This window comes from Amycolatopsis sp. NPDC004625 (assembly GCF_040609695.1).
Lineage (GTDB): Bacteria > Actinomycetota > Actinomycetes > Mycobacteriales > Pseudonocardiaceae > Amycolatopsis.
In genome coordinates, this window is sequence record NZ_JBEXKX010000002.1 from 151,391 (window position 1) to 175,192 (window position 23,802).

Below are 23,802 nucleotides of genomic sequence, written 5' to 3' on the forward strand. Positions count from 1 at the left end.
CGGCGGAGGACCACCGGCTCGCGGTGTCCTCCGGCGCCGGCTGTCCAGGTTCGTGGCAGGTGGTGGCGATCGGGAGTCAGCGAACGGGTACGCAGAGGGCGCTGGCGACCCGCAGGAGGTCGACGTGGCGGCGGGCCACGAGGAGAACACCGGCATGAGTCACGGCGTCAGCGTGCCACGCGTCCACAATGTGGTCCAGGGGTGCCCGGATGGTGGGAGAAGGGTCACTTACCTGCGAAAACCGTGTCAACCGCCTTGCGCACGCACTCTTGCCCCACCTGAGTACTACATGTAGAGTACTTCAGGCACAGTGGTTTGAAGAGAGGAACTGGGGATGCAGGTCACGGGTTTCGGGGCGGGGTACCTGGTCGACGACGTCGCCGCGACCACCCGCTTCTACGCGGACGTCGTCGGCCTGCCGGTCACGGTCGAGCTCGGCTGGTTCGCGAGCGTCAACGCCGGCGCGCCGGGGTTCGAGATCAGCTTCGTGCAGCGCGGGCACGAGTCGATCCCGCCCGGCTACCGCGCGCAGGAGGTGTCCGGGGTGTCGTTCGGGCTCGTCGTCGAAGACGCTCGCGCCGAAGCGAAACGGCTGGAAGAAGCGGGTGTCGAGCTGGTGGCGCCGGTCGTCGACGAGGTGTACGGGCAGCGGCACTTCTACGTCGCGGACCCGAACGGCGTGCTGCTCGACGTCATCGAGATGATCGCGCCCGACCCGGACTGGGTGGCGGCCAACCTCCCGGCGTCGTAACAGGTGTTAACCCGATCGGCCCCTTGAGGCGACCGGGCGTGACGGGGTGGACAATTCGAGCGTGCCCGCACTGCGTCCCGACCCCGCCACACCGATCGATCCGGCGTTGCCGGAAAGCGCGCTGAAGGGGCTCGGCAGCAGAGCGTTCGGGGTGTACGTGCACGTCCCGTTCTGCGCCACCCGCTGCGGGTACTGCGACTTCAACACCTACACCGCGGGGGAGCTCGACACCGGCTCGTCGCCGCAGTCCTGGCTCGAAGGGCTGCGGCGCGAGCTGGAGCTCGCCGCGCGGGTGCTCGTCGTGCCGCCCGCGGCCGAAACGGTGTTCGTCGGCGGCGGCACGCCCTCGCTGCTCGGCGCGGACGGGTTGCGTTCGGTGCTCGACGCGGTCCGCGACGTCTTCGGGCTGGCTCCCGGCGCCGAGGTGACGACGGAGTCGAACCCCGAGTCGACGTCGCCGGCGTTCTTCGACGGCATCCGCGAAGCCGGCTACACCCGGGTTTCGCTGGGCATGCAGTCGGCCGCGCCGCACGTGCTGCGGATCCTCGACCGGGTGCACACCCCGGGCCGTCCCGGCCAGGCCGTCGCCGAGGCACGGGCAGCCGGTTTCGAGCACGTGAACCTCGACGTGATCTACGGCACGCCGGGCGAGCGCCCCGACGACCTCCTCGCGACGCTCGACGCGGTGCTGGGCGCCGGCGTCGACCACGTGTCGGCCTACGCGCTGATCGTCGAGGAGGGCACGGCGCTGGCTCGCCGCGTGCGCCGCGGCGAGCTGCCCGCGCCGGACGACGACGTGCTGGCGGCCGACTACGAGATGATCGACGCGGCGCTGTCGGCGGCGGGGCTGCGCTGGTACGAGGTGTCGAACTGGGCGGCGTCGGAGGCGGCCCGCTGCCGCCACAACCTCGGCTACTGGCGCGGCGACGACTGGTGGGGCGCGGGCCCGGGCGCGCACAGCCACGTCGGCGGGGTGCGCTGGTGGAACGTCAAGCACCCGGCGCGCTACACGGGGTTGCTCGCCGACGGCCGTTCGCCGGCGGGCGGGCGCGAGGTGCTCACCGACGACGACCAGCACCTCGAACGGATCATGCTCGAGCTGCGCGTCGCCGAAGGGCTGCCGCTCGACGTCCTGGACGAGCCGGGGCTCGCCGAGGCCCGCGCGGCCGCGGCCGAGGGCCTGCTCGATCCGTCCGCTTTGGACAGCCGCGGCCGCGCGGTGCTCACCGACCGGGGGCGGCTGCTGGCCGACGGGGTGGTCCGCCGCCTCGCCGGCTAGGTGTGATGTCCGGGGAAGTTGTTCCGCGTTGAGGTGACCCGGTGACGGCCTGTTGTGCTGACAGGTGAAGGCCTCCGGTTGTGAAGTGGAGCCGTCTAGGAACCGCTTCACGCCTCCGGAGGCCTTCGTATCCCACCCTAACGCCACCCTGACCCCACGCACCCGGCTCCGGCTGGCGCGTCTGATCGTTGAACAGGGCTGGACCTGTACCGATGCGGCGAAGATGTTCATGGTCGCCGCCAGGACTGCATCGGTGGCCGCCTCGGCCTGCCCGCCTCGACCGTGCGCGCGGTACTGGTGCGCTGCCGGATCAACCGCCTGTCCCGCATCGACCGGGTCACCGGCGAACCCCTGCGCCGCTACGAACACGACTACCCCGGCTCACTGATCCACGTCGATGTCACCAAGTTCGGCACCATCCCCGACGGCGGCGGCTGGCACTACGTCGGCAAACAGCAAGGCGAGAAGAACAGCTCGATAACCACCCGGCGCACCGGGACCTGGAGCACCGACCGGCACGCCCGCACCGGCACCGCATTCGTGCACACCGTCATCGACGACCACTCCCGCCTCGCCTACGCCGAAGCCCGCACCGACGAAACGGCCGCCACCGCGACCGCGGTCCTGCGCCGGGCGGTCGCCTGGTTCGCCGACCTGGGCATCAATGTCGAGCGGGTGCTGTCGGACAACGGCTCGGCCTACCGCTCCCATGCTTGGCGCGACACCTGCACCGAGCTGGGGATCACTCCGAAACGGACCCGGCCTTACCAGCCGCAGACCACTGGCAAGATCGAGCGGTTCCACCGCACCCTCGCCGACGGGTGGGCCTACGCTCGTTTCTATCCATCCGAGGCCCTGCGCCGGGCTGAGCTACCGGGCTGGCTGCACTTCTACAATCATCACCGGCCCCACAGCTCAACCGGCGGCAAGCCGCCGGTCACCCGGCTGACCAACCTCCCTGAACATCACAGCTAGGGATTAAATCCGGGGACCGGGTCGTTGCTTGTATTCAGCAACGACTTTCGAGGAGGCCCCATGGCGCGCGCGATCAGGTTCGACGAGTACGGCGACGTGGAGGTCCTGCGGGTCGAGGACGTTCCGCGGCCGGTCCCGGGAGCGGGCCAGGTGCTCGTCGAGGTCCGCGCGGCGGGGATCAACCCGGGCGAGGCGTCCATCCGGGAGGGACTGCTGCACTCGCGGTTCCCGGCGACGTTCCCGTCCGGACAGGGGAGTGACTTCGCCGGGGTTGTCGCTTCGCTCGGCGAAGGCGTCTCGGACGTCGCTGTCGGCGACGAGGTGATCGGGTTCGTCGACACGCGGTCGAGCCACGCGGAGTTCGTCGTCGCGGAGGCGGCGAATCTGACGCCGAAGCCGGACGCCGTGCCGTGGGAAGTGGCCGGTTCGCTGTTCGTCGCCGGTACCACCGCGTACGCCGCGGTGGCCGCGGTCTGCCCCCGGGAGGGCGACACCGTCGTCGTTTCGGGCGCCGCGGGTGGCGTGGGCTCGCTCGCCGTGCAGCTGGCGAAGCTGGCCGGCGCCACGGTGATCGGCCTGGCCGGCGAGGCGAACCACGAGTGGCTGCGTTCGCTGGGCGTCGTCCCGGTCGCGTACGGCGAGGGCGTTCTCGAGCGGATCCGCGAAGCCGCGCCTTCCGGCGTGCAGGCGTTCGTCGACACCTTCGGCTCCGGGTACGTGGAACTGGCGCTGCACCTGGGCATCCACCCGGGCCGGATCGACACGATCATCGACTGGGCCGCGGCCGAGAAGTACAACGTGAAGGCCGACGGCAACGCGGCGGGCGCGTCGGCCGACGTGCTGCGCGAGCTGGCCCTGCTGCTGGACAAGGGGTTGCTGGACCTGCCGGTCTCCGGCGTCTACCCGCTGGACGAGGTGCAGGACGCCTACCGCGAGCTGGAACGGCGGCACACGCGCGGCAAGATCGTGCTGCGGCCCTAGCTCTTCGCGATCGCCTTCAGCCCGGCGAGGAACGCCTCCAGCGCGAACTCGAGGCGTTCCTTCGCCGTTTCGGCGGAGAAGAACTCGCCGGCCTGCAGCAGGTTGGGGAACGCTGCGGGGGGCAGTGACCGCATGTACGCCACCATCTGCCTGCCGCGTTCGCCGGCTTCGGCCTGGTCGATCTCGCCCCACGTCCAGCCGCTGGCTTCGTAGGCGTACGCCTTGGCGTAGAGGGAAAGCGCGTCGCCCGCGAAGGTCGCCTGCCTGAGGGACAGGCCGCCCGCGCGGAGCAGGGCCAGCATTCCCTCGCCCTGCTTCAGCGAGTTGGGCGTGACCGGCACGGCGATGTCCCACGCGATGCGCGCGATGCCGCGGTGCGCGGCCATCGCCTGGATCTGGTCCCGGACGAGTTCCTTGACCTGCTCGTCCCACTGCGCCGGGTCGGGCTCGGGGACCAGGATGTCGGCGAGCACGGCGTCGAGCATGAGCTCCGCCAGTTCGTCCTTGTTCGAGACGTGCGCGTAGAGCGACGCGGGCCCGGTCTCCAGTTCCTGCGCGATCCGCCGCATGGTGACCGCGTCGATCCCCTCGTCGTCCAGGACGATCAGGGCCGCTCGCACGATCGAGGCCTGGGAGAGGGTGGGTTTCGCGGCGCGGCGGCGGGGAGCGCTGCGCCACGGCGGCGGGGGCACGGTCACCCGAACACTGTACTTGACGCGAACAGCGTTCGAGAGTAGAACGGTGTTCGTGAGACGAACACTGTTCGAAGGGGGATCCGATGACCGCTACTGCCGAAGCCGCTGTCCGCGGTGTGCTCGGGCGGCTCACCGACGCGTGGAACCGCGGTGATGCCGCTGCGTACGGGCGCCTGTTCACCGAGGACGCGGACTACGTCACGTTCTTCGGCCTGAACTTCCCGGGGCGGGAGGCGATCGAGACCTCGCATCGTGCTCTGTTCGAGGGGCCGCTGAAGGGGTCGAAGCTGACCGGGTCGCCGGGCGAGGCGGCGAAGGTGCGGTTCGTGCGGCCGGACGTCGCCGTGGCCGTCGTCGGGGGCGGGTCGTCGCTGGCCGGCGGGGAGGTGGCCGACGAAGGGCGCGAGTCGACCGTCTCCTTCGTGCTCGTCCGGGAGGGAGGCGAATGGCTGATCACGGCGTTCCAGAACACGCGGGTTTCGGATCCGCGCGGGTGAAAACGCTTGCGGAGGCGTCGGGCGTGGTGGCGCGGCCACCGGGGGAGGTGTTCGAGCGGCTGCGGCGGTGGCTGGCCGGAGGCGGCCATCCGATGCGGATGGACGTCGACCGCTCGCAGGGGTTCGTCGCGGTCCAGGGCGGCTGGTGGTACCGCGGCGAGTACCGCGTCACGGCGGATCCGGGTGGCTCCCGCGTCGAGCACCGGGTCGTCAACGCGGCCTCGTGGGGGCGGTGGGGCGTGCCGCTGGCCAACCGGTTCTTCATCGGGTTCCGCGGGAAGGTGGTGGCCGGATTCGGGAGGTTGCTCGACGAACTGGGTACACCTGAGTAGCCGCGGGCCGTTTCCGGCGCGTAGGCTGACTTAGGTAAGCCTTAGCGATGGTTGGAGTGGCCGATGGCTGAAGCACCCCGGCGGTCCGGGCGTCCCGCGGTGCGCCTGCGGGTGCTGCGCACCGAACGCCTCACCCCGCACATGATCCGGATCGTCGCGGGCGGCGAAGGCATCGCCGGGTTCGAGCCCAACGCGTTCACCGACGCCTACGTGAAGGTGCTGTTCAAGGTGCCCGGCGTCGAGTACCCGGAGCCGTTCGACGTGCAGGAGTGCCGGGCGACGATGCCGCGCGAGCACTGGCCGCGGCAGCGGTCCTACACCGTCCGGGCGTTCGACCCGCAGGCCGGCGAGCTCGTCCTCGACTTCGTCCACCACGGCGACGAGGGCATCGCGGGCCCGTGGGCGGCCACGGCCCAGCCCGGCGACGAGCTGTTCCTGCTGGGCCCGGGTGGCGCCTACGCGCCGGGCGCGGAGGCGGACTGGCACCTGCTGGCAGGCGACGAAAGCGCATTGCCGGCCATTGCCGCGTCGCTCGAAGCGCTGCCGGCCGGCGTCCCGGCGCACGCGGTGATCCTGGTCGAGAACGCGGACGAGCAGCAGCCGCTGGTCACGAAGGCGGACGCGCAGATCACCTGGCTGCACCGGTCTTCCGGCGGTGACGTCGCCGCCGCGGTGCGCGAGCTGCCGTGGCGGGAAGGTGTCGTCCAGGCGTTCGTGCACGGCGAGGCCGGGTTCGTCCGCGAGCTGCGGCGCTACCTGCTCGACGAGCGCGGCGTGCGGCGCGAGCTGCTGTCGATCTCGGGGTACTGGCGCTACGGCAAGAACGACGAAGCCTGGCGCGAGGAGAAGGCGGCCGAACGGGCGCGGGAGAAGTAATCTCGCCGTATGGCGGATTTCGAGGTGGACGTCGACCCGGCCGAAGCCGGCTTCGACGCGGCACGGCTGTCCCGGATCGACGCGCACTTCGACCGGTATGTCGACAATGGACGGTTGCCGGGCTGGCTCGCGGTGGTGAGCAGGCACGGCCGCATCGTCCACCTGGCCCGCGGCGGCCACCGAGATGTCGAGGCGTCGCTGCCGGTGGAGCCGGACACGCTGTGGCGGATCTTCTCGATGACCAAACCGGTCACGTCGGTCGCGGCGATGATGCTCGCGGAAGAGGGCCTGCTGGAGCTGGAAGACCCGATTTCGCGCTGGCTCCCGGAGTTCGCGTCCCCGCGGGTGTACGTCAAGGGCTCGGCCCTCGCCCCCGCGACCGAGCCGGCGACGGCGCCGATCCGGGTGTGGCACCTGCTGACCCACACGGCCGGCCTGACGTACGGCTTCCACCACGGCCACCCGGTGGACGCGATCTACCGGGCGGCGGGTTTCGAATGGGGCACCCCGCCGGGCCTCGACCTGGCGGCGTGCTCCGAGAAGTGGGCCACGTTGCCGCTGCTGTTCCAGCCGGGAACGGAGTGGAACTACTCGGTGGCAACGGACGTCCTCGGCCGGCTCGTCGAGGTGGTCTCGGGTCTGCCCCTGGACGAGTTCTTCGCGTCCCGCATCTTCTCGCCGTTGGACATGACGGACACCGGCTTCGTCGCAGCATCTGCCGACCGCCTGGCGGCAATGTACGTCCGAGACCCGGCCTCGGGGAAGGCGCGCCGAAACGACGCATTCGGCCGCCTGGGAACAACAACCCCGGAAGCCCTGTCCGGAGGCGGCGGCCTGGTCTCCTCGGCACGCGACTACTGGCGTTTCACCGAGATGCTCCGCCGCGGCGGAACCCTGGACGACGCACGTCTGCTGTCCCCGCGAACGGTGTCGTTGATGACAAGCAACCACCTACCGGGCCACGTGGACCTGGAGCAGTTCGGCCGCCCATTGTTCGCCGAAATGCCCTTCGACGGCCACGGCTTCGGCTTGGGCTTCTCAGTCCTGGAGGACCCGGTGAAGGCCAGGACCCTGTCATCGGCAGGCGAGTACGCCTGGGGAGGAGCAGCATCAACGGCCTTCTGGGTGGATCCGGCAGCAGACCTGACGGTGGGCTTCTACACCCAGCTCTTGCCGTCCAGCACGTACCGGCTGCGTCCCCAGCTGAGGCAGCTGGTCTACCAAGCTTTGGTGGCCTGAACCGGGGGAACCGGCTCGGGAGTCGCGGCCTGGGGGCGCGCTGCGGTGAGGTACCTCGCCACCGTGTTCCTCAAGTGGTCCGCGTGCTGGTAGATGTCCTCGACCGTGGTGATCGGCAGGCGGGTCTCGACCTTGTTTTCGTCGAACACGCCGAGGTACTTCTTCGATCGGTTGAACCACAGCCGGGCGATCGGCTTCCGGTTGTTGTCATCCAGGAGGACGCCGAAGTAGGTCTGGGTGTCGCGGGCGGCGATCCTTGCGGCGGGCACCTCGGCACAGACGATGGCGCGGACGATCCGGTAGCCCTCGAGTTCCTCTTCGGTCGTGACGACTCGCTCGGCTTCCTCGGCCGGACCGGCGTCGACAACCTGTGCCGGTTCCTGCTGGCCGGGTTGTACGACACTGCCGCTCGAAACGCTCACGTAGGCGTCCGGGCCGCCGAGTGCGTTCTTCAGGCGGTCGTTGACCTGCTCGTTCAGGAACTGGCCGGCCGCCTTGGCCACCAACGGGCCGAACTGGTCACGGACCCGCTGGGTGATAGCCCCCTCGTACACCCGGGAGGTCAGGAACTTGACCCATTCGTCCTCGGGCTCCTTGAACTGGGCCGCGAGGACCCGCTTCAGCTGCCCGATGTACTTCAGCTCGCCCGCGGCGCTGATGACCGAGTCGAGGTCGAAGGATTCCTTCGTGAGCTTGGCCAGTTCGGGCAGGAGGGTGTCGTCGATGTCGGCGAAGTCCAGCACGAGGAACGGTTTGGCGTCCATCCGGTTCGGGGCGTCGAGGTCGGTGTAGAACTCGTACACCTGCCCGTTCGTCAGGATGGCGATCCGGGCGTTCGTCACGGCGAAGTAGCGGAACAGCTGGGAAGCGTGCTCGATCCGGAGCGGGTCGTTGATCTTCTTGGCCTCGACGAGAACCTGCACCTGACCGTTGTGCACGATCGCGTAGTCGATCTTCTCACCCCGTTTGGTGCCGACGTCGGCGGTGAACTCGGGGATGACTTCGGCCGGATTGAACACGTCGTAACCGAGGACGGTGCTGATGAACGGCATCACGAAGGCGTTCTTGGTCGCCTCTTCGGTTTCGATGCCTTCCTTGTGCTTGCGGATCTTCAATGCCAGTGCCTGCGCGCGCTCCGCGATGTCCATGCCATCGTTCATCGATGTCACGCGCCTACTCGGGCCGGCGATCGATACCCGCAAGCCCGCGCGGTTCAGGACGCCCAAGGCGATCAGGGAGTCGCCGCCGAGGTGCTGGCCGGGTGGTCGCGCACCCCTCGTCGTACTTCCTGTGGCTGCCGCCTGCCCCGGACGCGCGCCCGGACCGGATCGCGGCGGCCCTGGCTCGGCGGCGGGTCTTGGTCGCCGCCGCCGAGTCGTTTGCGACCACGGCCGCCGGGCCCCGGGCACTGCGGCTGGCCCTCGGGCTCGCCGAACTGCGCCCGGAAGCCCGTCCGGCAAGAAGCCGGTGCCGACGTCTTCCGGTGAGGTTCAGTCGCAGAGTGTGCCCGCCGCGGGTACCGCGCCGGTGATGAAGTAGCGGTCCAGCCATGCGTCGATGCAGGTGCTCTTGCCGCGGGAACCGTGGCCGTACGTGTTGAGGCTCAGCAGGCGGGCGTTGCCGAGCAGGTGCTCCGTGCGCTGCGCGCCCGCGTACGGCGTCTCCAGGTCTCCCTGGCGGTTGGCGAGCAGGAGGATCGGTGCCGTCGGGTGGTTCCACGGTCCCGCGTAGCGGCCGGTGTCCGTGACGTGCCAGGTGGCGCAGGGCAGCGTCTTGTAGACGTCGAACGCTCCGAAGCCGCGCGCGATGCGGTCTGCGCGGTGGGCGTAGTCCCACCAGACCGCTGGGTCGCGCGGGTTCGCCGCGTCCGTGCACAGGGTGGCGCCGCCGCCCAGTAGGGAGTCGACGTCCGGGGGGCTGCCCTCCGCGGCAGGTGCGGGCGAAGCCGGGTCGGCCAGGGCCTGCAGGAAAGCCGTCAGGGCCGGCGCGGACCCGGCGTCGGTCAGGAAGGTGTGGATCCGGCTGATCGCGCTCTGGTAGGTGACGACGACCTGGCGGCCGGCCGGGTCGGTCACCGTGATCGGGCCGCGTTCGAGCCGGTTCAGGATGTCGTCGTAGTCGAACGGGCAGCGAGACGCGCAAGCGTCCAAAAAGGACTGCAACGCCCGCGGGGCGTCCGAGAAGCCCTGCAGGCGGTAGCTCATCGGGCCGGGGCCGGTGGACCAGCGTGCCGGGTCGTCGACCGCGTCCAGGGCCAGGGAGCCGACGCGGCCCGGGAACAGGTTCGCGTACGTCTCGCCGAGGTACGTGCCGTACGACTTCCCGTAGTACCGCAGTTTCGGCTCGCCGAACGCCGCGCGCAGCCGGTCCAGGTCGCGGGCGATCGTCCCGGTCGACAGGTGGTTCGCCAACGGGCCCGCGTTCTGCTCGCACAGGTCGGTGACCGTTTTCGTGTCGGCGATCTGCTGCTGCTCGGCCTCCCGGGTCAGCGGGAACGTGCCGAGCGCTCGCTGCAGGACCGCCAGCTGCGCCGGGTCGGTGAAGCAGTGGATCTTCGAGCTCGCGCCGACGCCGCGCGGGTCGAACCCGACGATGTCGAAGCGGGCGTGCAACCCCGGGGTCAACGCCGGGGCGAACCGCCCGGACGAGCCCGGGCCGCCCGGGTTGGAGAAGACAGTACCGAGCTTGTGGGCTTGGTCGGTGGCGGGCAGCCGGGCGACCGCCAGCCGCACGGTCCCCAGCGACGAGTCCTGATAGGACAGTGGCACGTCGAGGTGGCCGCATTCGTACCCGGCGGCGCAGGTGTCCTCCCAGACGATGCCGGCCGGGCTCGCCGCGGCCGCGGGCGCGAAAGCGAGGGCGAGGGCGAGGGCGCCGGCCGTGAGAGTGGCCGTCCCCAGGGCCAGCGCAACACGAAGGTTCATGGCCCGATCGTCCCGGCACCGGGACCGGGGGCGCGCTGGTGCGCACCCCCGGAACCGGGGTAGGGCGGGCCCTACGTGGTGAGTTTCGGGATGATCTGCGACCCGTACGACGCCAGGGTCGCCTCGCGGTCGTCGTGCATCAGGTACAGCGAGAACTGGTCGACGCCCAGCTCGGCCAGCTCCTGCAGCCGTTCGACGTGGGACGAAGCCGGCCCCAGCAGGCAGAACCGGTCGACGATCTCGTCGGGGACGAACTCCGTCGACGGGTTGCCCGCCTTGCCGTGGTGGCTGTAGTCGTAGCCCTCCCGTTCGCGGATGTAGTCCGTCAGTTCCTGGGGTACCACTCCCGACGAGCCGTACCGCGCCACCAGGTCGGCGACGTGGTTGCCGACCATCCCGCCGAACCAGCGCAGCTGTTCGCGCTGGTGCGGCAGGTCTTCGCCGACGTACGCCGGGGCCGCGACGCAGATCGTGATGCCGCCCGGGTCGCGCCCGGCCGCGCGGGCCGCGTCGCGGACCGCGCCGATCGTCCAGCGGGCGATCGCCGGGTCCGCGCACTGCAGGATGAAGCCGTCGGCGTGCTCGCCGACCGTCTGCAGTGCCTTCGGCCCGTAGCCGGCCATCCACATCTCGAGGCGGCCGTTGCGGATCCACGGGATCTGCACGGTCTTGTCGTTCATCGTCACCGCACGGCCCTCGGCCAGGTCCTTGACCACGCGCATGCAGTCGCGGACGGTGGCCAGGGTGGACGGGGGCTTCCCGACCACGCGGTGGGCCGAGTCGCCGCGGCCGATCCCGCAGACCGTCCGGTTGCCGTACATGTCGTTGAGCGTGGCGAACGTCGACGCCATCACCGACCAGTCCCGCGTTCCCGGGCTGGTCACCATCGGCCCCACGACGAGCGACGAAGTCGCGGCCAGCACGGCCGAGTAGATGACGAACGGTTCCTGCCAGAGCACGCAGGAGTCGAACGTCCAGCCGTACCGGAACCCGCAGTCCTCGGCGTCCTTCATCAGCCGCACGACGTCCCGCGCGGGCGGGTCCGTCTGCAGCACGATCCCGAAGTCCATGGCGTCCTCAGTTCAGGTACTGGTTGAGCGACCGGGACAGGAACTTGCCGTGCGACGTCGACCCGGTGAACCCGTCCGGCGACACGATCACGCGCCCGCGCGAAAGCACCGTGTGCACGCCACCGGTGATCTCGAACCCTTCGTACGCCGAGTAGTCCACGTTCATGTGGTGCGTCTCAGCCGACAAGGTCTGGCGAGCGGAAGGGTCGTAGATCACGATGTCCGCGTCCGAACCCGCCGCGATCACACCCTTGCGCGGGTACAGCCCGAACATCCGCGCCGGTGTCGCCGAGCACGTCTCGACCCACCGGCCGAGCGTCAGCTCACCGGCGACGACACCCTGGTGCAGCAGGTCCATCCGGTGCTCGACGCCGGGGATCCCGTTCGGGATGGCCCGGAAGTCGCCGCGGCCCAGTTCCTTCTGGTCCTTGAAGCAGAACGGGCAGTGGTCGGTGGACACCACGGACAGGTCGTTCGTCCGCAGCCCGCGCCACAGGTCGGCCTGGTGCGACTTCTCCCGCAGCGGCGGCGAAGCGACGTACTTCGCGCCCTCGAAGTCCGGCTTCGCCAAGTCCTCAATGGACAAATACAGGTACTGAGGACACGTCTCCGCGAAGACGTTCTGACCGTCGTTGCGTGCCTCCGCCACCGCCGCAAGCGCTTGCGACGCCGACAGGTGCACGATGTACAACGGCGAACCGGTGACCTTCGCCAGCTGAATCGCCCGTGAGGTGGCTTCTCCTTCCAGTTCCGGTGGCCGCGTCAGCCCGTGCTGCACCGGGTCGGTGTTCCCGGCCGCCACGGCCTGCGCCGCCAGCTGATCGATCGCGATGCCGTTTTCCGCGTGCATCATGATCGTAGCGCCGATCTCGCGGGCTTTCTGCATCGCGAGCAGGATTTCCCCGTCCGTGGAGTAGAACACCCCCGGATAGGCCATGAACATCTTGAAGCTGCCGACGCCGCCGTCGATGCAGGCTTCCATCTCCTTCAGCGACTGGTCGTTGACGTCGGAGACGATCATGTGGAAGCCGTAGTCGATCGCGCAGTTGCCGTCGGCCTTGGCGTGCCACTTGTCCAAAGTGGACAACAGCGAAGTGCCCTTGGCCTGCACGGCGAAGTCGATGATGGTCGTCGTGCCACCCCACGCGGCCGCCGTCGTCCCGGTCGGGAACGTGTCCACCGAATGGGTGCCGCCGAACGGCATTTCCATGTGGGTGTGGGCGTCGATGCCGCCGGGCAGCACGTACTTCCCGGTGGCGTCGATCGTCTCGTCGCCGGACAGCGTGCCGGGCGCCCCGACGGCGGCGATGGTCTCGCCGTCGACGAGGACGTCCGCGAGCAGCGCGCCCGACGGCGAAACGACCTGACCGCCCTGGATGAGCGTGGTCATCAGGCCTCCGCGAGCGGGCTGTAGGTGTCCGGGCGGCGGTCGCGGTAGAACGCCCACGTGTTCCGGACTTCCTCGAGCAGCGAAAGGTCGAGGTCGCGCACCACGACCTCGTCGTCGGTGTCGGAGGCGGCTTCGTCGATCAGCTGGCCGCGCGGGTCGACGAAGTACGTCTGACCGTAGAAGTCGTTGTCGCCCAGCGGTTCCACGCCCACCCGGTTGATCGCGCCGACGAAGTACTCGTTCGCCACCGCGGCCGCCGGCTGCTCCAGCTTCCACAGGTACTGCGACAGCGAGCGGCTGGTCGCCGACGGGTTGAACACGATCTTCGCCCCGGCCAGGCCGAGCGCGCGCCAGCCCTCCGGGAAGTGCCGCTCGTAGCAGATGTAGACGCCGATGCGGCCGACGGCGGTGTCGAACACCGGGTAGCCGAGGTTGCCGGGGCGGAAGTAGAACTTCTCCCAGAACCCCTTGACCTGCGGGATGTGGTTCTTGCGGTACTTGCCGAGGTAGGTGCCGTCGGCGTCGATCACCGCGGCGGTGTTGTAGTAGACGCCGGGCTGCTCGACCTCGTACATCGGCACGACCAGCACGATCCCGTGGCGCTCGGCCACCTCCTGCATGAGCTTGGTCGTCGGGCCGTCCGGGATGGCCTCGGTGTAGGAGTAGTAGTCGGCGTCCTGCACTTGGCAGAAGTACGGCCCGTAGAACAGTTCCTGGAGGCAGACGACCTGGGCGCCCTGGGAAGCGGCGGTGGCGATGTGGTCGACCGCCGCCTTGATCATGGACTCCTTGTCACCCGTCCACCGCTGCTGGATCAATCCGGCTCGAACCACGCTCACTGATCTCCTCCTTCTTCGTTGCGGGCAGGGCGAGGGCGGTGAAGACGGCGAACGCGCCGACCAGGCCGATCACCCAGTTGTAGTCGTAAAGGGGCTTGAGGAACGGGATGAGACCGGCGTCCGGGAACGGCCCGCCGTAGGCGCCACCGACCGCCAGCAGTGCTCCCACCAGGGTGGCGACCAGCGCGCGCCAGTTCCAGCCGCCGCTGAACCAGTACACCCCATCGGGTGTGTAGAGGTCCTTCAGCCGCAGCTTGGTGCGGTTGACGACCCAGTAGCCGGCGACGAGCACCCCGGCGACCGCGCCGAGCAGGCCGCCGTAGAAGCCGAGCCAGGCGAAGATGTAGATGTTCGGGTCGGAGTACAGCCGCCACGGCTGGATCAGGACGCCGATGACGCCGGTGATCCCGCCGCCGACCGCGAAGGTGATCTTCTTCGGGAACGCGTTCGAGAAGTCGTAGGACGGGCTGACGACGTTGGCCGCGAGGTTCGCCGAAATCGTGGCGAGCACCAGCGCGACCAGCGCGACGACGACCACGACCGGGCTGGTGAACTTGTCGGCCAGCTGCGCCGGGTCCCAGATGTCCTGGCCGTAGAGCACGTGCCCGCCCGACGTCGTCAGGATGGCCACGATCGCGATGAACGTCATGGTCGTCGGCAGGCCGAGGATCTGGCCGCGGACCTGCTTGCGCTGGCTGCCGCCGAAGCGGGTGAAGTCCGGCATGTTGAGCGACAGCGTCGACCAGAACGCGATCATCGCCATCAGGGCCGGCGCGAACACCTTCCAGAAGTCCGGGCCCCAGCCGAGCTTGCCGCCGTCGGCCAGGATCGGGCCGAGCCCGCCCGCCTTGACCAGCACGTACCCGAGCATGATCAGGAAGCCGACCGACACCAGCGGCGCCGTCCAGTTTTCGAACCGGCGGACCGCCTCCATACCGCGCCAGATGATCAGCATCTGGCCGATCCAGAAGACCACGAAGGACAGCCAGAGCGTCCAGTGCTGCCCGGCGACCACGGACGAGTCACGCCACCAGGAGCCGAGCAGCCGGCCGAGGATGACGTAGATGGCCTCGCCGCCGACCCACGTCTGGATGCCGAACCAGCCGCACGCGATGAACGCGCGCAGCAACGCGGCCAGGTTGGCGCCGCGCAGGCCGTAGAAGGCGCGGGCGAACACCGGGAACGGGATGCCGTACTTGGTGCCGGCGTGGCTGTTGAGCAGCATCGGGGCCAGCACGACCAGGTTGCCGATCGTGATCGTGAGCAGCGCCTGCACCCAGTTCATGCCGAGCGCGATCAGCGACGCGGCCAAGGCGTAACTGGGGATGTTGTGCGCCATCCCCATCCAGAGCGCGAAGTAGTTGTAGGTGGTCCAGGTCCGTTTTTCGACTGCGACGGGGGCCAGTTCCTCGTTGAAGAACCGGCTGCCTTCGAGAGACCGGACGCCGGCGGGATCGAGCTCGACCCGGCCGTCGTCGTGCACGCGCTGGTCTGCGGGTGTCGGCGCCATTGCGGAATCCTGCGCGCCTGGTCAGCGCCGGGGCAACGGCAGTCTGTTCACTCTTCGCTGATCAGGAGTGCAGTCTGTCGATTGCGCGAACCGGCCCCGGAGTGCATGACCTGCGTCACACATCCGGGCGCAACGAACCGGTAAAGCGGGTGAAACGTCTCCACAGGATCTTCACACTTCGCGCGAACCGTCTCCACCGGAGGTGCTTAGGGTCGTGGCCATGGAACTGGGTGGGCGGCGCGTGCTCGTCGTCGAGGACGACGCCACGATCGCCGCGTCGATCGCGGCCCGGCTGCGGGCCGAAGGGTTCACCGTGGACATCGCCCACGACGGGCCGGCCGCGGTCACGGCCGAGGCGTCCGGCGAGCCGGACCTCGTCGTGCTGGACGTGATGCTGCCGGGGTTCGACGGCCTGGAGGTCTGCCGCCGGATCCAGGGGCGGCGGCCGGTGCCGGTGCTGATGCTGACCGCGCGCGCCGACGAGACGGACCTGCTGGTCGGGCTCGGCGTCGGCGCCGACGACTACCTCACGAAACCGTTTTCGATGCGGGTGCTGACCGCCCGGGTGCACGCGCTGCTGCGGCGGGTCGAGCGCTCGTCGTCGGTCTCGGGCACCCGGATCGTGCTCGGCGACCTCGAGATCGACGTCGACCAGCGGCGCGTCGCCCGGGCCGGGGTCGCGGCGCAGCTGACGCCGATCGAGTTCGACCTGCTGGTGCACTTCGCCCGGCGGCCGCGGGCGGTGCAGCCGCGGGAACGGCTGCTGTCGGAGGTGTGGGACTGGGACGTCCACGGCACGTCCGCGGGCACGCGGGCGGTGGACAGCCACATCAAGGCGCTGCGGCGCAAGCTCGGCGCGGACCTCATCCGGACCGTGCACGGCGTCGGCTACGCGCTGGAGGCGGGATCGTGAACTTCGTGCCGCGGCCCCTCGACCGGATCCGGTCGATCAAGCTGAAGCTGGCGATCCTGATGGTGGCGTCCGGAGGGGTGGCGTTCGCGTTCTTCAACTGGCAGATCGGCTGGCTGCCGCCGAGGACGACGATCACCGCGGTGGTGCTGGCGCTGGTGTTGTCCCAGCTGCTGGCCCACGGCATGACGCGGCCGCTGCGCGAGATGACGGCGGCGGCACGCGCGATGGCGAAGGGCGACTACACGCGCCGGATCCGCGCGACCACGCGGGACGAGGTGGGGGTGCTCGCCCTCGCGTTCAACCAGATGGCGGGCGACCTCGGCGACGCGGACCGGCAACGCCGCGAGCTGATCGCGAACGTGTCCCACGAGCTGCGCACGCCGATCACGGCGTTGAACGGGGTGCTCGAGAACCTGGTCGACGGCGTCGAGGATCCCGACCCGGCGACGTTGAAGACGGCCCTGCAGCAGACCGAGCGGCTGGCGAAGCTGGTGGACGAGCTGCTGGACCTGTCCCGGTTGGACGCGGGGGCGATGCCGCTGCACAAGACCTCGTTCCCGTTGTCGGAGCTGCTGTCGGAGGCGGTTTCGGAGGCGGCGCTGGTGCGCGGGGTCAGTTTCTCGGTCGCGGTGACGCCTGCCGAGGCGACGGTGACGGCGGACCGCGGACGGTTGTTCCAGGTGGTGGCGAACCTGCTGGAGAACGCGGCCCGCCACGGCCCGGCGGGCGGCTCGGTGCGCGTGCTGGCCGAGGTGCGGCCGGGCGAGGTGCGCATCGACGTGTGCGACGAGGGGCCGGGTATCGCGCCGGCGGACCGCGAGCGGGTGTTCGAGCGGTTCACGCGGGGGGAGCGGCCGTCCGGCGGGGGGACGGGGCTGGGGCTGGCGATCGCGCGGTGGGCGGTGGAGCTGCACGGGGGGACGATCGGAGTGGTCGATCCGTCGGCGGGGGTGGGGAGCCGGATCCGGGTGACGCTGCCGGCTTAGGTCGCTTTTTTCGGGGTGGTTCGCGGGGTCGCGGGCTGAGGTATTTGCGGAAGCGAACGTGGGAGTGGTGGATGCCGAAGAACAGGGTGGATGAGCCGGGGGATGGACGGCCGGTGCCGCGGGGAAAGCGGCCGATGGTCGCCGATCGGGGCGTCGCGGGTGGTGGGCCTCCCGTCGACCCACCGGGAGCCTCGGGCGGTGGGGTGGCCGTTGCCGCTCCGCCCGTCCTCATGCGGCCGCTCCCGCCGCCGAAGTCCGCCGTCGTTCCGCTGCCGCCCGCGGTGCTGCCTGCTGCCGGGGTGGCCGGGGTGGCCGCTGCCCTGGTGCTGCCCGTCGACCGGCCCGGGGTCGGCTGGGTGCTCAGCGGGCTCGCCGTTGCCGCCGGTGTCGTCGTTGCCGACCGGCGCTCGCGTGCCGGGAGCAGCTTCACCTGGCGCAACGGCGCCTGGGCCGGGCTCGCCCTCGCGCTGCTCGCGATGGGGGCCGTGCGGGCGTCCGGGTGGCTGTTCACCCTCTGCGTGCTGGCCGCCGTGGTGGCCGGGTCGCTGGCCGTCGTCGGGGAACGGACCGTCAACTCCGTTCTCTACGACATGCTCGCCCTGCCCGTCGAGGCGTTCCTCGCCCTCCCGTGGGTCGGACGCGGGGTCGGGCGCTTCGCCGCCCGGCGCGACGGGGTCGCCCGGCGGATCGCGCTCGCCGTGCTCGCCGCCGCCGCGCTCGTCGGGGTCTTCGTGCCGTTGCTCGCCAGTGCCGATGCCGCCTTCGCCGCCGTCGTCACCGCCCTCGTGCCCGACCTCAGCGTCGCGACGCTCGTGCGGTGGTGTGCCGTCTTCGCCGTCGCCATGTCGGTCGTCGCCGGGGCGTGCTACTTCCTCGCCGCGCCACCGCGAAGGGCGTCGGGCGACCGTCCACACCGGACGGGCTACGGTCTGGAGTGGACGGTCCCGCTCGTGGTGCTGATCCTGGTGTTCGGGGTCTTCGTCGGGGTCCGGCTGGTGGTGCTGTTCGGCGGGACGGAGTACGTCCTGCACACCAGCAACCTGACGTCGGCCGAGTACGCCCGCGGCGGCTTCTGGCAGCTGTGCGCGGTCACCGTGCTGACGCTCGCCATCGTCGCCGCGGCGCTGCGGTGGGCGCCGGATGTGACCAAAGCCGACCGGCTCCGCCAGCGCGTCCTGCTCGGCACGCTCAGCGCACTGAGCCTGGTGCTGGTCGGGTCGGCGTTGAGTCGCATGTGGACGTACCAGGAGGCGTACGGGTTCACGGTCCTGCGCCTGCTGGTCGAGGTGTGCGAACTGTGGTTCGGCGGGCTGTTCGTCCTGGTCCTGGCGGCGCTGGTCCGGTTGCGCCCGAGCTGGCTGCCCCGCGCGGCGATCGCCACGGCCGCGGGAGCGCTGCTGGTGCTCGCCGTGCTCGACCCGGAACGCCTCATCGCCGACGCCAACCTCGACCGCGCGGCGGCCGGCAAGCCCCTCGACCACCGTTATCTGGCCGGCTTTTCCGCCGACGTGGCCCCGGTCGTCTCGGCGCGGCTGCCGGAACCGTTGCGCACGTGCGTGCTCCGCCAGGTCCTCGCGAACGACACCCCGGACGGCTGGCCGGCCTGGAACCTGAGCCGTTCGACGGCCCGGGACGCACCGCTCGCCCCGCCGGCCCCCTGCGGCTGAACCGGACCGGCGGGTGACGCGTGGTTAAGAGTTACGCGGGAGCCACCGGGCCGTCGTGGGGGCGACCCGGCGGCTTCCGCGCGCGCAAAGAACCGACCAGGGCTTCCCACGATCGGGTGGTAACGGAGAGTGTGCCGCCCGCGCGGTCCTTCGTGTCGCGGATCTGGGACAACCCGGCAAGCCGAACTTCGACACAGTTGCCTTGGGGGTCTTCGCCGCTGTAGGAGGATTTCCGCCAGCTGGCATCTGACATTTCAGTCCTCCAGTTCGGTGATCACCCCCTGGATGAGCTGCTCCGAATCGTGCTCGCTCAAGGCCAGGGCGGACAAGGTCGCCTTCGCCGCGCGGTAGTCGGCCAGGTGATCGTCATGGTAGACGTACCCGTTGCTGCGGTAGTGCTCCAAATAGACGATGGGCGGCAGGTCTTCGAAATCGAAGATCACGAACGGCCCGTAGAGGCCCGGGTGGTAGCCGCGGCGCTCCGGCAGGATGCGCACCGAGACATTGCGCGCGCGGGATGCCGCGAGCAGGTGGCGAAGCTGCTCCGCCATCTCCGACCGGTCACCGATGTCCTGGTGCAGCACCGCTTCGCCGAGCACAGCCTGGTACTCCAGGGGCGGGTGGCTGCGCAGGACATCGCGGCGGGCGAGGCGGATCATCACGTGCTTCTCGATGTCCTGCTTCGGGCGGGCCGTCGCGGCGAAGATCGCCCGCATGTAAGCGGGCGTCTGCAGCAGTCCGGGAACCAGGCCCGAAGCCCACTCGAACATGTCGGTGGCGGTCCGCTCGTAATCGACGAACGTGGCCGTCGGGGGCGCGTGCTGTTCGAGCCAGTTGGGCTCGGTGGCGGTGCGGGCCAACTCGACCAGCCGGGCGCGTTCGGCGGGCTCCACCCGCAGTGCCCCCAGAATCGTGGCGAGTTCGTCGACTTTCGGGATCCGCTTGCCGCTCTCCCAGTTGGAAATGTTCTGCGGTGGCACGTCGATCATCCGGCCGAGTTCCCGGACCTTCAGGTTCCGGGCCTGCCGGGCTCTTCTCATCCCGAACCCCAGTGCGCGAGCCCGGGGCGTGGCGATCGGTGGTGGCATGGGGCACAGCCTGCCCGTGAGCAGGCCGTGCCCTTTCAGGTGATGCCGTTCTCCTGTCGCAAACCAGCGTCAGAACGCGAACACGCCGTCCGAATCGCGATCCGCTTCGCAGCGATTGGGAAACGTCGTGGTGTACGACACCGGTTTGCCGTGCCAGGTGCCGATCGCCGTCACGTCGACCGGGGCGTAGATCAGCGTGCACATCTGGTGCCGCGCGGTGATCCGCGCAAAGTCGCCGCCCGCATCGGAAAGAACCGCGCACGCCTTGTCGCGCTTCGGGTGCGTGCCGCCGGTGGGCTCGCACGTCAGGAGGACCGAGCTCACGCGGTTGGCGGTGTCGTGGGTGGTCAGCTGCAGCGTCGACGCCGGGGGGTGCGCCGGCGCGAGGCAGCCGAGGCTCATCAAGCATGCCGCGAGGGGGATTATGGCCATATCGGTGTCATCGGCACACCGGAGTCGATCACTGTGCTGCACGTCCGGGTGAGTCTTCTTCGCTCGTCCGGGTGAGGTCCGCCGCCAGCAGCGCGACGTACAGCGACAGCATCGTCTCCGGCTCCTCCAGCCGGACGCCGAGGACCTGCTCGATCCGGGCGAGCTGCTGGTAGTACGCCGTCCTCGACGTGTGGGCCGCCGCGGCCGCCGCCGACTTGTTGCCGCCCTGCTCGCAGTAGTGCCGCAACGCCTGCACCAGGCGGCTGCCCGACGCCGCGTCCCGCTGCAGCAACGGCCCGAGCTCGCGAAAGGCGAACGCCGTCACGCGCTCGTCGCCTTCGAGCAGGTGCAGGAGGCCGCGCAGGCGGACGTCCGAGAGCCGGTGCAGCACCCGCTCGGCACCCGTCCCCAGCGCCGCCGCCGCGACCTGGCCCGCCTCCAGGAGCGTCCGGCGCGCTTCGGCCGGGGACGTCACCGTCGTGCCGACCGCGAGCACGCCCGGCGCGCTGCCGCGGGCCTCGTGGACGTCGGTGGCGAGGCGGTGCAGCACCGCCTCGACGTTCGCCTCTCGCGACAGCGCGAGCAGCGCCCGCACGCCGAGGTCGTCCGTCCCGACCAGCGCCGACACCTTCGCGCGGCGCGCCGCCAGCACCGTCGCCTCGGCCAGCTCGCGCAGCACCGGCGGCGTCGACAGCGCGGGGCGGGACGTGCCGGTCAGCCGCGGCCGGACCGCCAGCCCGACCAGCTGCCGCCCGGTCAGCGGCACGGCCAGCGCCGACGCCCGGGCCAGCAGCTCCGCCGTCGGCGCCGGCGACGCGAGCAGCTCGGTGAGGAGGGCGCGGTGGGCTTGGCGTTCGAGACCGTCCACGTCCTTGGCGACCAGCCGGTGCACGGCCAGCGCGGACGCGGCCCGCTCGGCGACCACCCGGTGGCGGTGCGGCGGCTGGTCGGCGCAGACGACGATCAGCCGGCCCCAGTCGTGCCCGCGCGCGCCGACCACGGTCACCAGCCAGCCCGAACCCGGGTGGTAGCCGGTCCGCTCGCCGACCTGGACCACCCGCGACCGGGCCGGCCAGCCGGTCAGCAGCTCGGCCGGGTCGGTGCCGGCCGCGTCGTAGGCGAGGACCTCGTGCGAGAGCGTCTCCAGCACGACGGGCTGCTCGGTCAGCCGGGCGACCTCGCCCAGGACGACGCCGGGTTCGGCGCCCGCGACCGTCAGGGCGGTGAACGTCTCGTGCACGCGCTCGGCCGCGCGCAGCTCGGCGACCTGGGCGTCGACGATCTGGCCGTTGACGGCTTCGGTGACGCTCACGAACCGCGTCTCGCGCGAGAGCGTGACCAGCGGCAGGCCGTGCTCCTCGGCCGCTTCGACCAGCGCGGCGGGCAGCCGGTCGCTCCAGTGCCGGACCAGTTCGACCACGACCCCGGCCGCGCCGACGCCGGCCAGGTCGGCGACGTAGCGGGCGAGTGCCGGGCCGTCGTCGGGCAGGGCGACGCCGGTGGTCAGCACGAGCTCGCCGCCGCGCAGCAGGTGCGCGATGTCGGCGACCTCGGCGACGTGCGCCCAGCGCACCGGCGCGTCCAGGCCGGCGGCACCGGCGACGACGTGCGGGCGGCCGTGGCGCAGCACCGGCAGCGCGAGGACCTCGGCGACGGTCGGGTACATGGCTCCTCGAATGATCGGCAGGGACAGACTGTACGGCCGCGACAGCGAGTCCGTACACGTTGTCGATGGCGGTGGCGTGGCGCCCGCCTTGAGACTCTGGGGGACGTCGCCGGATCGAAGGAGCCTGCCGTGACCGACCGCATCAGCCACTGGATCGACGGCAAGCCGTACGGCGGGACCGCCGCGCGCTCCGGCGAGGTCTTCGACCCGGCCACCGGGCAGGTCCGGGCGCACGTCGACTTCGCCGGCGACGCCGAGGTCGAAGCGGCCGTCGCCGCGGCCAAGGCGGCGCTGCCGGGCTGGCGCGGGACGTCCCTGGCCGGCCGGACGCGCGTGCTGTTCGCCTTCCGCGAGCTGCTGTCCGCGCGCAAGCACGAGCTGGCGAAGATCATCACGAGCGAGCACGGCAAGGTCGAGTCCGACGCGGCCGGCGAGATCGCCCGCGCGATCGAGAACGTCGAGTTCGCCTGCGGCGCCGCCCAGCTGCTCAAGGGCGGGTTCAGCGAGAACGCCTCCACCGGCGTCGACGTCTACTCGATCGCCCAGCCGCTGGGCGTGGTCGGCGTGATCTCGCCGTTCAACTTCCCGGCCATGGTGCCGCTGTGGTTCGTCCCCAACGCGCTGGCCTGCGGGAACACCGTCGTGCTCAAGCCGAGCGAGAAGGACCCGTCGGCGTCGGTGTTCATCGCGGAGCTGTTCGCCGAGGCCGGGTTGCCCGCGGGCGCGCTCAACGTGCTGCACGGTGACAAGGCCGCGGTGGACGGACTGCTGACGCACGCCGACGTCAAGGCGATCTCGTTCGTCGGGTCGACGCCGATCGCGCGGTACGTCTACGAAACCGGTACCCGGCACGGCAAGCGCGTCCAGGCACTGGGGGGCGCGAAGAACCACATGGTGGTGCTGCCGGACGCCGACCTCGACCTGGCCGCCGACGCCGCGGTGTCGGCCGGCTTCGGCTCGGCGGGGGAGCGGTGCATGGCGGTGTCGGTGGTGGTGGCCGTCGACCCGGTCGGGGACGCGCTGGTGGCGAAGATCACCGAGCGGATGTCCCGGCTGCGCGTCGGCGACGGCCGCGACCCGGCGTCGGAGATGGGCCCGCTGGTCACCGCGGCGCACCACGCCCGGGTCGAGTCCTATGTGGACGCCGGGGTGGCCGAGGGCGCGTCGCTGGTGGTGGACGGCCGGGGGATCGAGGTGTCCGGGGACGGGTTCTGGCTCGGCCCGACGCTGTTCGACCACGTCCGCCCCGAGATGTCGATCTACACCGACGAAATCTTCGGCCCGGTGCTGGCGGTGGCCCGCGCGGGCTCGTACGACGACGCCCTGGACCTGATCAACGCCAACCCGTACGGCAACGGCACGGCCATCTTCACCGGCGACGGCGCGGCGGCCCGGCGGTTCCAGAGCGAGGTCGAGGTGGGCATGGTCGGGGTGAACGTCCCGATCCCGGTCCCGGTGGGCTACTACTCCTTCGGCGGCTGGAAGGACTCGCTGTTCGGCGACAGCCACGCGTACGGGCCGGAGGGGTTCCACTTCTTCACCCGGACGAAGGTCGTCACGTCGCGGTGGCCGGACGTGTCGCACGCCGGGGTCAACCTGGGCTTCCCGCGCAACTCCTGAGCGTTTCCGGGAATCGTCCGGGGTACCCGGGGGTTTCACCCCTCCGAACACCCCGGACGATGATGGGACGAA

23 protein-coding genes and 1 pseudogene are annotated in these 23,802 nt (G+C 70.6%); 12 read left to right on the forward strand and 12 right to left on the reverse strand.

The genetic code is table 11. From position 1 onward, the window contains the following. Nucleotides 1–76: 76 nt before the first annotated feature. Nucleotides 77–187, reverse strand: coding sequence for a putative leader peptide (locus ABZW17_RS02495; protein ID WP_352252756.1), 111 nt, complete (start codon nucleotides 185–187; stop codon nucleotides 77–79). Between the two features lie 147 nt (nucleotides 188–334). Between ABZW17_RS02495 and ABZW17_RS02500 the strand changes: the two genes are divergently transcribed. From ABZW17_RS02500 to ABZW17_RS02515, 4 genes and pseudogenes are all read left to right on the forward strand, one after another. Further along, on the forward strand, nucleotides 335–751 hold the full coding sequence (locus tag ABZW17_RS02500; RefSeq protein ID WP_354808864.1) for a VOC family protein: 417 nt from the start codon (nucleotides 335–337) through the stop codon (nucleotides 749–751). A 61-nt stretch (nucleotides 752–812) separates the two neighbouring features. Next, the gene (hemW, locus tag ABZW17_RS02505) at nucleotides 813–2,030 is read left to right on the forward strand and encodes a radical SAM family heme chaperone HemW (protein WP_354808866.1); all 1,218 of its coding nucleotides are present in this window, start codon (nucleotides 813–815) and stop codon (nucleotides 2,028–2,030) included. A gap of 85 nt (nucleotides 2,031–2,115) precedes the next feature. Beyond that, nucleotides 2,116–3,005, forward strand: a pseudogene (locus ABZW17_RS02510) (IS481 family transposase). A 60-nt stretch (nucleotides 3,006–3,065) separates the two neighbouring features. Further along, nucleotides 3,066–3,986 (forward strand): NADP-dependent oxidoreductase, encoded by a 921-nt coding sequence (locus tag ABZW17_RS02515; protein ID WP_354808868.1) that lies wholly within the window; start codon nucleotides 3,066–3,068, stop codon nucleotides 3,984–3,986. On the opposite strand, the gene ABZW17_RS02520 is transcribed toward ABZW17_RS02515, so the two are convergent. Next, a complete protein-coding gene (locus ABZW17_RS02520) occupies nucleotides 3,983–4,684 on the reverse strand; it encodes a TetR/AcrR family transcriptional regulator (RefSeq protein WP_354808870.1) in 702 nt (233 codons plus the stop codon). The genes ABZW17_RS02515 and ABZW17_RS02520 overlap by 4 nt on opposite strands. Nucleotides 4,685–4,764: 80 nt before the next feature. Between ABZW17_RS02520 and ABZW17_RS02525 the strand changes: the two genes are divergently transcribed. The 4 genes from ABZW17_RS02525 to ABZW17_RS02540 all read left to right on the forward strand — a co-directional run bounded on the left by ABZW17_RS02525 (nucleotide 4,765) and on the right by ABZW17_RS02540 (nucleotide 7,625). Continuing rightward, nucleotides 4,765–5,178 (forward strand): SgcJ/EcaC family oxidoreductase, encoded by a 414-nt coding sequence (locus ABZW17_RS02525; protein ID WP_354808872.1) that lies wholly within the window; start codon nucleotides 4,765–4,767, stop codon nucleotides 5,176–5,178. Further along, a complete protein-coding gene (locus ABZW17_RS02530; RefSeq protein ID WP_354808874.1) occupies nucleotides 5,175–5,510 on the forward strand; it encodes a hypothetical protein in 336 nt (111 codons plus the stop codon). The genes ABZW17_RS02525 and ABZW17_RS02530 overlap by 4 nt, the downstream gene beginning before the upstream one ends. A 63-nt stretch (nucleotides 5,511–5,573) precedes the next feature. Further along, the gene (locus ABZW17_RS02535; RefSeq protein WP_354808876.1) at nucleotides 5,574–6,386 is read left to right on the forward strand and encodes a siderophore-interacting protein; all 813 of its coding nucleotides are present in this window, start codon (nucleotides 5,574–5,576) and stop codon (nucleotides 6,384–6,386) included. 9 nt (nucleotides 6,387–6,395) lie between these two features. Next, nucleotides 6,396–7,625: a serine hydrolase domain-containing protein gene (locus ABZW17_RS02540; protein ID WP_354808878.1), complete on the forward strand. Its 1,230-nt coding sequence runs from the start codon at nucleotides 6,396–6,398 to the stop codon at nucleotides 7,623–7,625. Here ABZW17_RS02540 and ABZW17_RS02545 read toward each other — a convergent pair. From ABZW17_RS02545 to ABZW17_RS02570, 6 genes are all read right to left on the reverse strand, one after another. Beyond that, nucleotides 7,604–8,773 carry a type I restriction endonuclease gene (locus ABZW17_RS02545; RefSeq protein ID WP_354809292.1) on the reverse strand — a complete coding sequence of 390 codons (1,170 nt, stop codon included), beginning with the start codon at nucleotides 8,771–8,773 and terminating at the stop codon, nucleotides 7,604–7,606. The two genes, ABZW17_RS02540 and ABZW17_RS02545, sit on opposite strands and share 22 nt — an antisense overlap. A 342-nt stretch (nucleotides 8,774–9,115) precedes the next feature. Further along, nucleotides 9,116–10,549 carry an alpha/beta hydrolase gene (locus ABZW17_RS02550; protein ID WP_354808880.1) on the reverse strand — a complete coding sequence of 478 codons (1,434 nt, stop codon included), beginning with the start codon at nucleotides 10,547–10,549 and terminating at the stop codon, nucleotides 9,116–9,118. Between the two features lie 71 nt (nucleotides 10,550–10,620). Next, nucleotides 10,621–11,619, reverse strand: coding sequence for a TIGR03842 family LLM class F420-dependent oxidoreductase (locus tag ABZW17_RS02555; RefSeq protein WP_354808882.1), 999 nt, complete (start codon nucleotides 11,617–11,619; stop codon nucleotides 10,621–10,623). Nucleotides 11,620–11,626: 7 nt separating this feature from the next. Continuing rightward, complete coding sequence (hydA, locus tag ABZW17_RS02560) at nucleotides 11,627–13,009, reverse strand: dihydropyrimidinase (protein ID WP_354808884.1); 1,383 nt, start codon at nucleotides 13,007–13,009, stop codon at nucleotides 11,627–11,629. After that, nucleotides 13,009–13,791, reverse strand: a complete 783-nt coding sequence (locus ABZW17_RS02565) for a nitrilase-related carbon-nitrogen hydrolase (protein ID WP_354809294.1) — start codon at nucleotides 13,789–13,791, stop codon at nucleotides 13,009–13,011. The genes hydA and ABZW17_RS02565 overlap by 1 nt, the downstream gene beginning before the upstream one ends. A gap of 10 nt (nucleotides 13,792–13,801) precedes the next feature. Further along, nucleotides 13,802–15,358 (reverse strand): NCS1 family nucleobase:cation symporter-1, encoded by a 1,557-nt coding sequence (locus ABZW17_RS02570; protein WP_354808886.1) that lies wholly within the window; start codon nucleotides 15,356–15,358, stop codon nucleotides 13,802–13,804. A 241-nt stretch (nucleotides 15,359–15,599) separates the two neighbouring features. On the opposite strand from ABZW17_RS02570, the gene ABZW17_RS02575 reads away from it, so the two are divergent. The 3 genes from ABZW17_RS02575 to ABZW17_RS02585 all read left to right on the forward strand — a co-directional run bounded on the left by ABZW17_RS02575 (nucleotide 15,600) and on the right by ABZW17_RS02585 (nucleotide 18,924). Beyond that, nucleotides 15,600–16,271 carry a response regulator transcription factor gene (locus ABZW17_RS02575; RefSeq protein ID WP_354809296.1) on the forward strand — a complete coding sequence of 224 codons (672 nt, stop codon included), beginning with the start codon at nucleotides 15,600–15,602 and terminating at the stop codon, nucleotides 16,269–16,271. After that, nucleotides 16,268–17,257, forward strand: coding sequence for an ATP-binding protein (locus ABZW17_RS02580; RefSeq protein WP_354808888.1), 990 nt, complete (start codon nucleotides 16,268–16,270; stop codon nucleotides 17,255–17,257). Before ABZW17_RS02575 ends, ABZW17_RS02580 begins: the two co-directional genes overlap by 4 nt. 230 nt (nucleotides 17,258–17,487) lie before the next feature. After that, nucleotides 17,488–18,924 (forward strand): DUF4173 domain-containing protein, encoded by a 1,437-nt coding sequence (locus ABZW17_RS02585; protein ID WP_354808890.1) that lies wholly within the window; start codon nucleotides 17,488–17,490, stop codon nucleotides 18,922–18,924. Between the two features lie 31 nt (nucleotides 18,925–18,955). On the opposite strand, the gene ABZW17_RS02590 is transcribed toward ABZW17_RS02585, so the two are convergent. The 4 genes from ABZW17_RS02590 to ABZW17_RS02605 all read right to left on the reverse strand — a co-directional run bounded on the left by ABZW17_RS02590 (nucleotide 18,956) and on the right by ABZW17_RS02605 (nucleotide 22,110). Next, complete coding sequence (locus tag ABZW17_RS02590) at nucleotides 18,956–19,177, reverse strand: DUF397 domain-containing protein (protein WP_354808892.1); 222 nt, start codon at nucleotides 19,175–19,177, stop codon at nucleotides 18,956–18,958. 1 nt (nucleotide 19,178) lies between these two features. Beyond that, nucleotides 19,179–20,012, reverse strand: coding sequence for a helix-turn-helix transcriptional regulator (locus ABZW17_RS02595; RefSeq protein WP_354808894.1), 834 nt, complete (start codon nucleotides 20,010–20,012; stop codon nucleotides 19,179–19,181). A gap of 69 nt (nucleotides 20,013–20,081) precedes the next feature. Beyond that, nucleotides 20,082–20,414, reverse strand: coding sequence for an SSI family serine proteinase inhibitor (locus ABZW17_RS02600; RefSeq protein ID WP_354809298.1), 333 nt, complete (start codon nucleotides 20,412–20,414; stop codon nucleotides 20,082–20,084). 58 nt (nucleotides 20,415–20,472) lie between these two features. Next, on the reverse strand, nucleotides 20,473–22,110 hold the full coding sequence (locus tag ABZW17_RS02605) for a PucR family transcriptional regulator ligand-binding domain-containing protein (protein WP_354808896.1): 1,638 nt from the start codon (nucleotides 22,108–22,110) through the stop codon (nucleotides 20,473–20,475). 129 nt (nucleotides 22,111–22,239) lie between these two features. Here ABZW17_RS02605 and ABZW17_RS02610 point away from each other — a divergent pair, with 129 nt between their 5' ends. Then, entirely contained in the window at nucleotides 22,240–23,730 is a 1,491-nt protein-coding gene (locus ABZW17_RS02610; RefSeq protein WP_354808898.1) for a CoA-acylating methylmalonate-semialdehyde dehydrogenase, read from the forward strand. Nucleotides 23,731–23,802 lie beyond the last annotated feature (72 nt).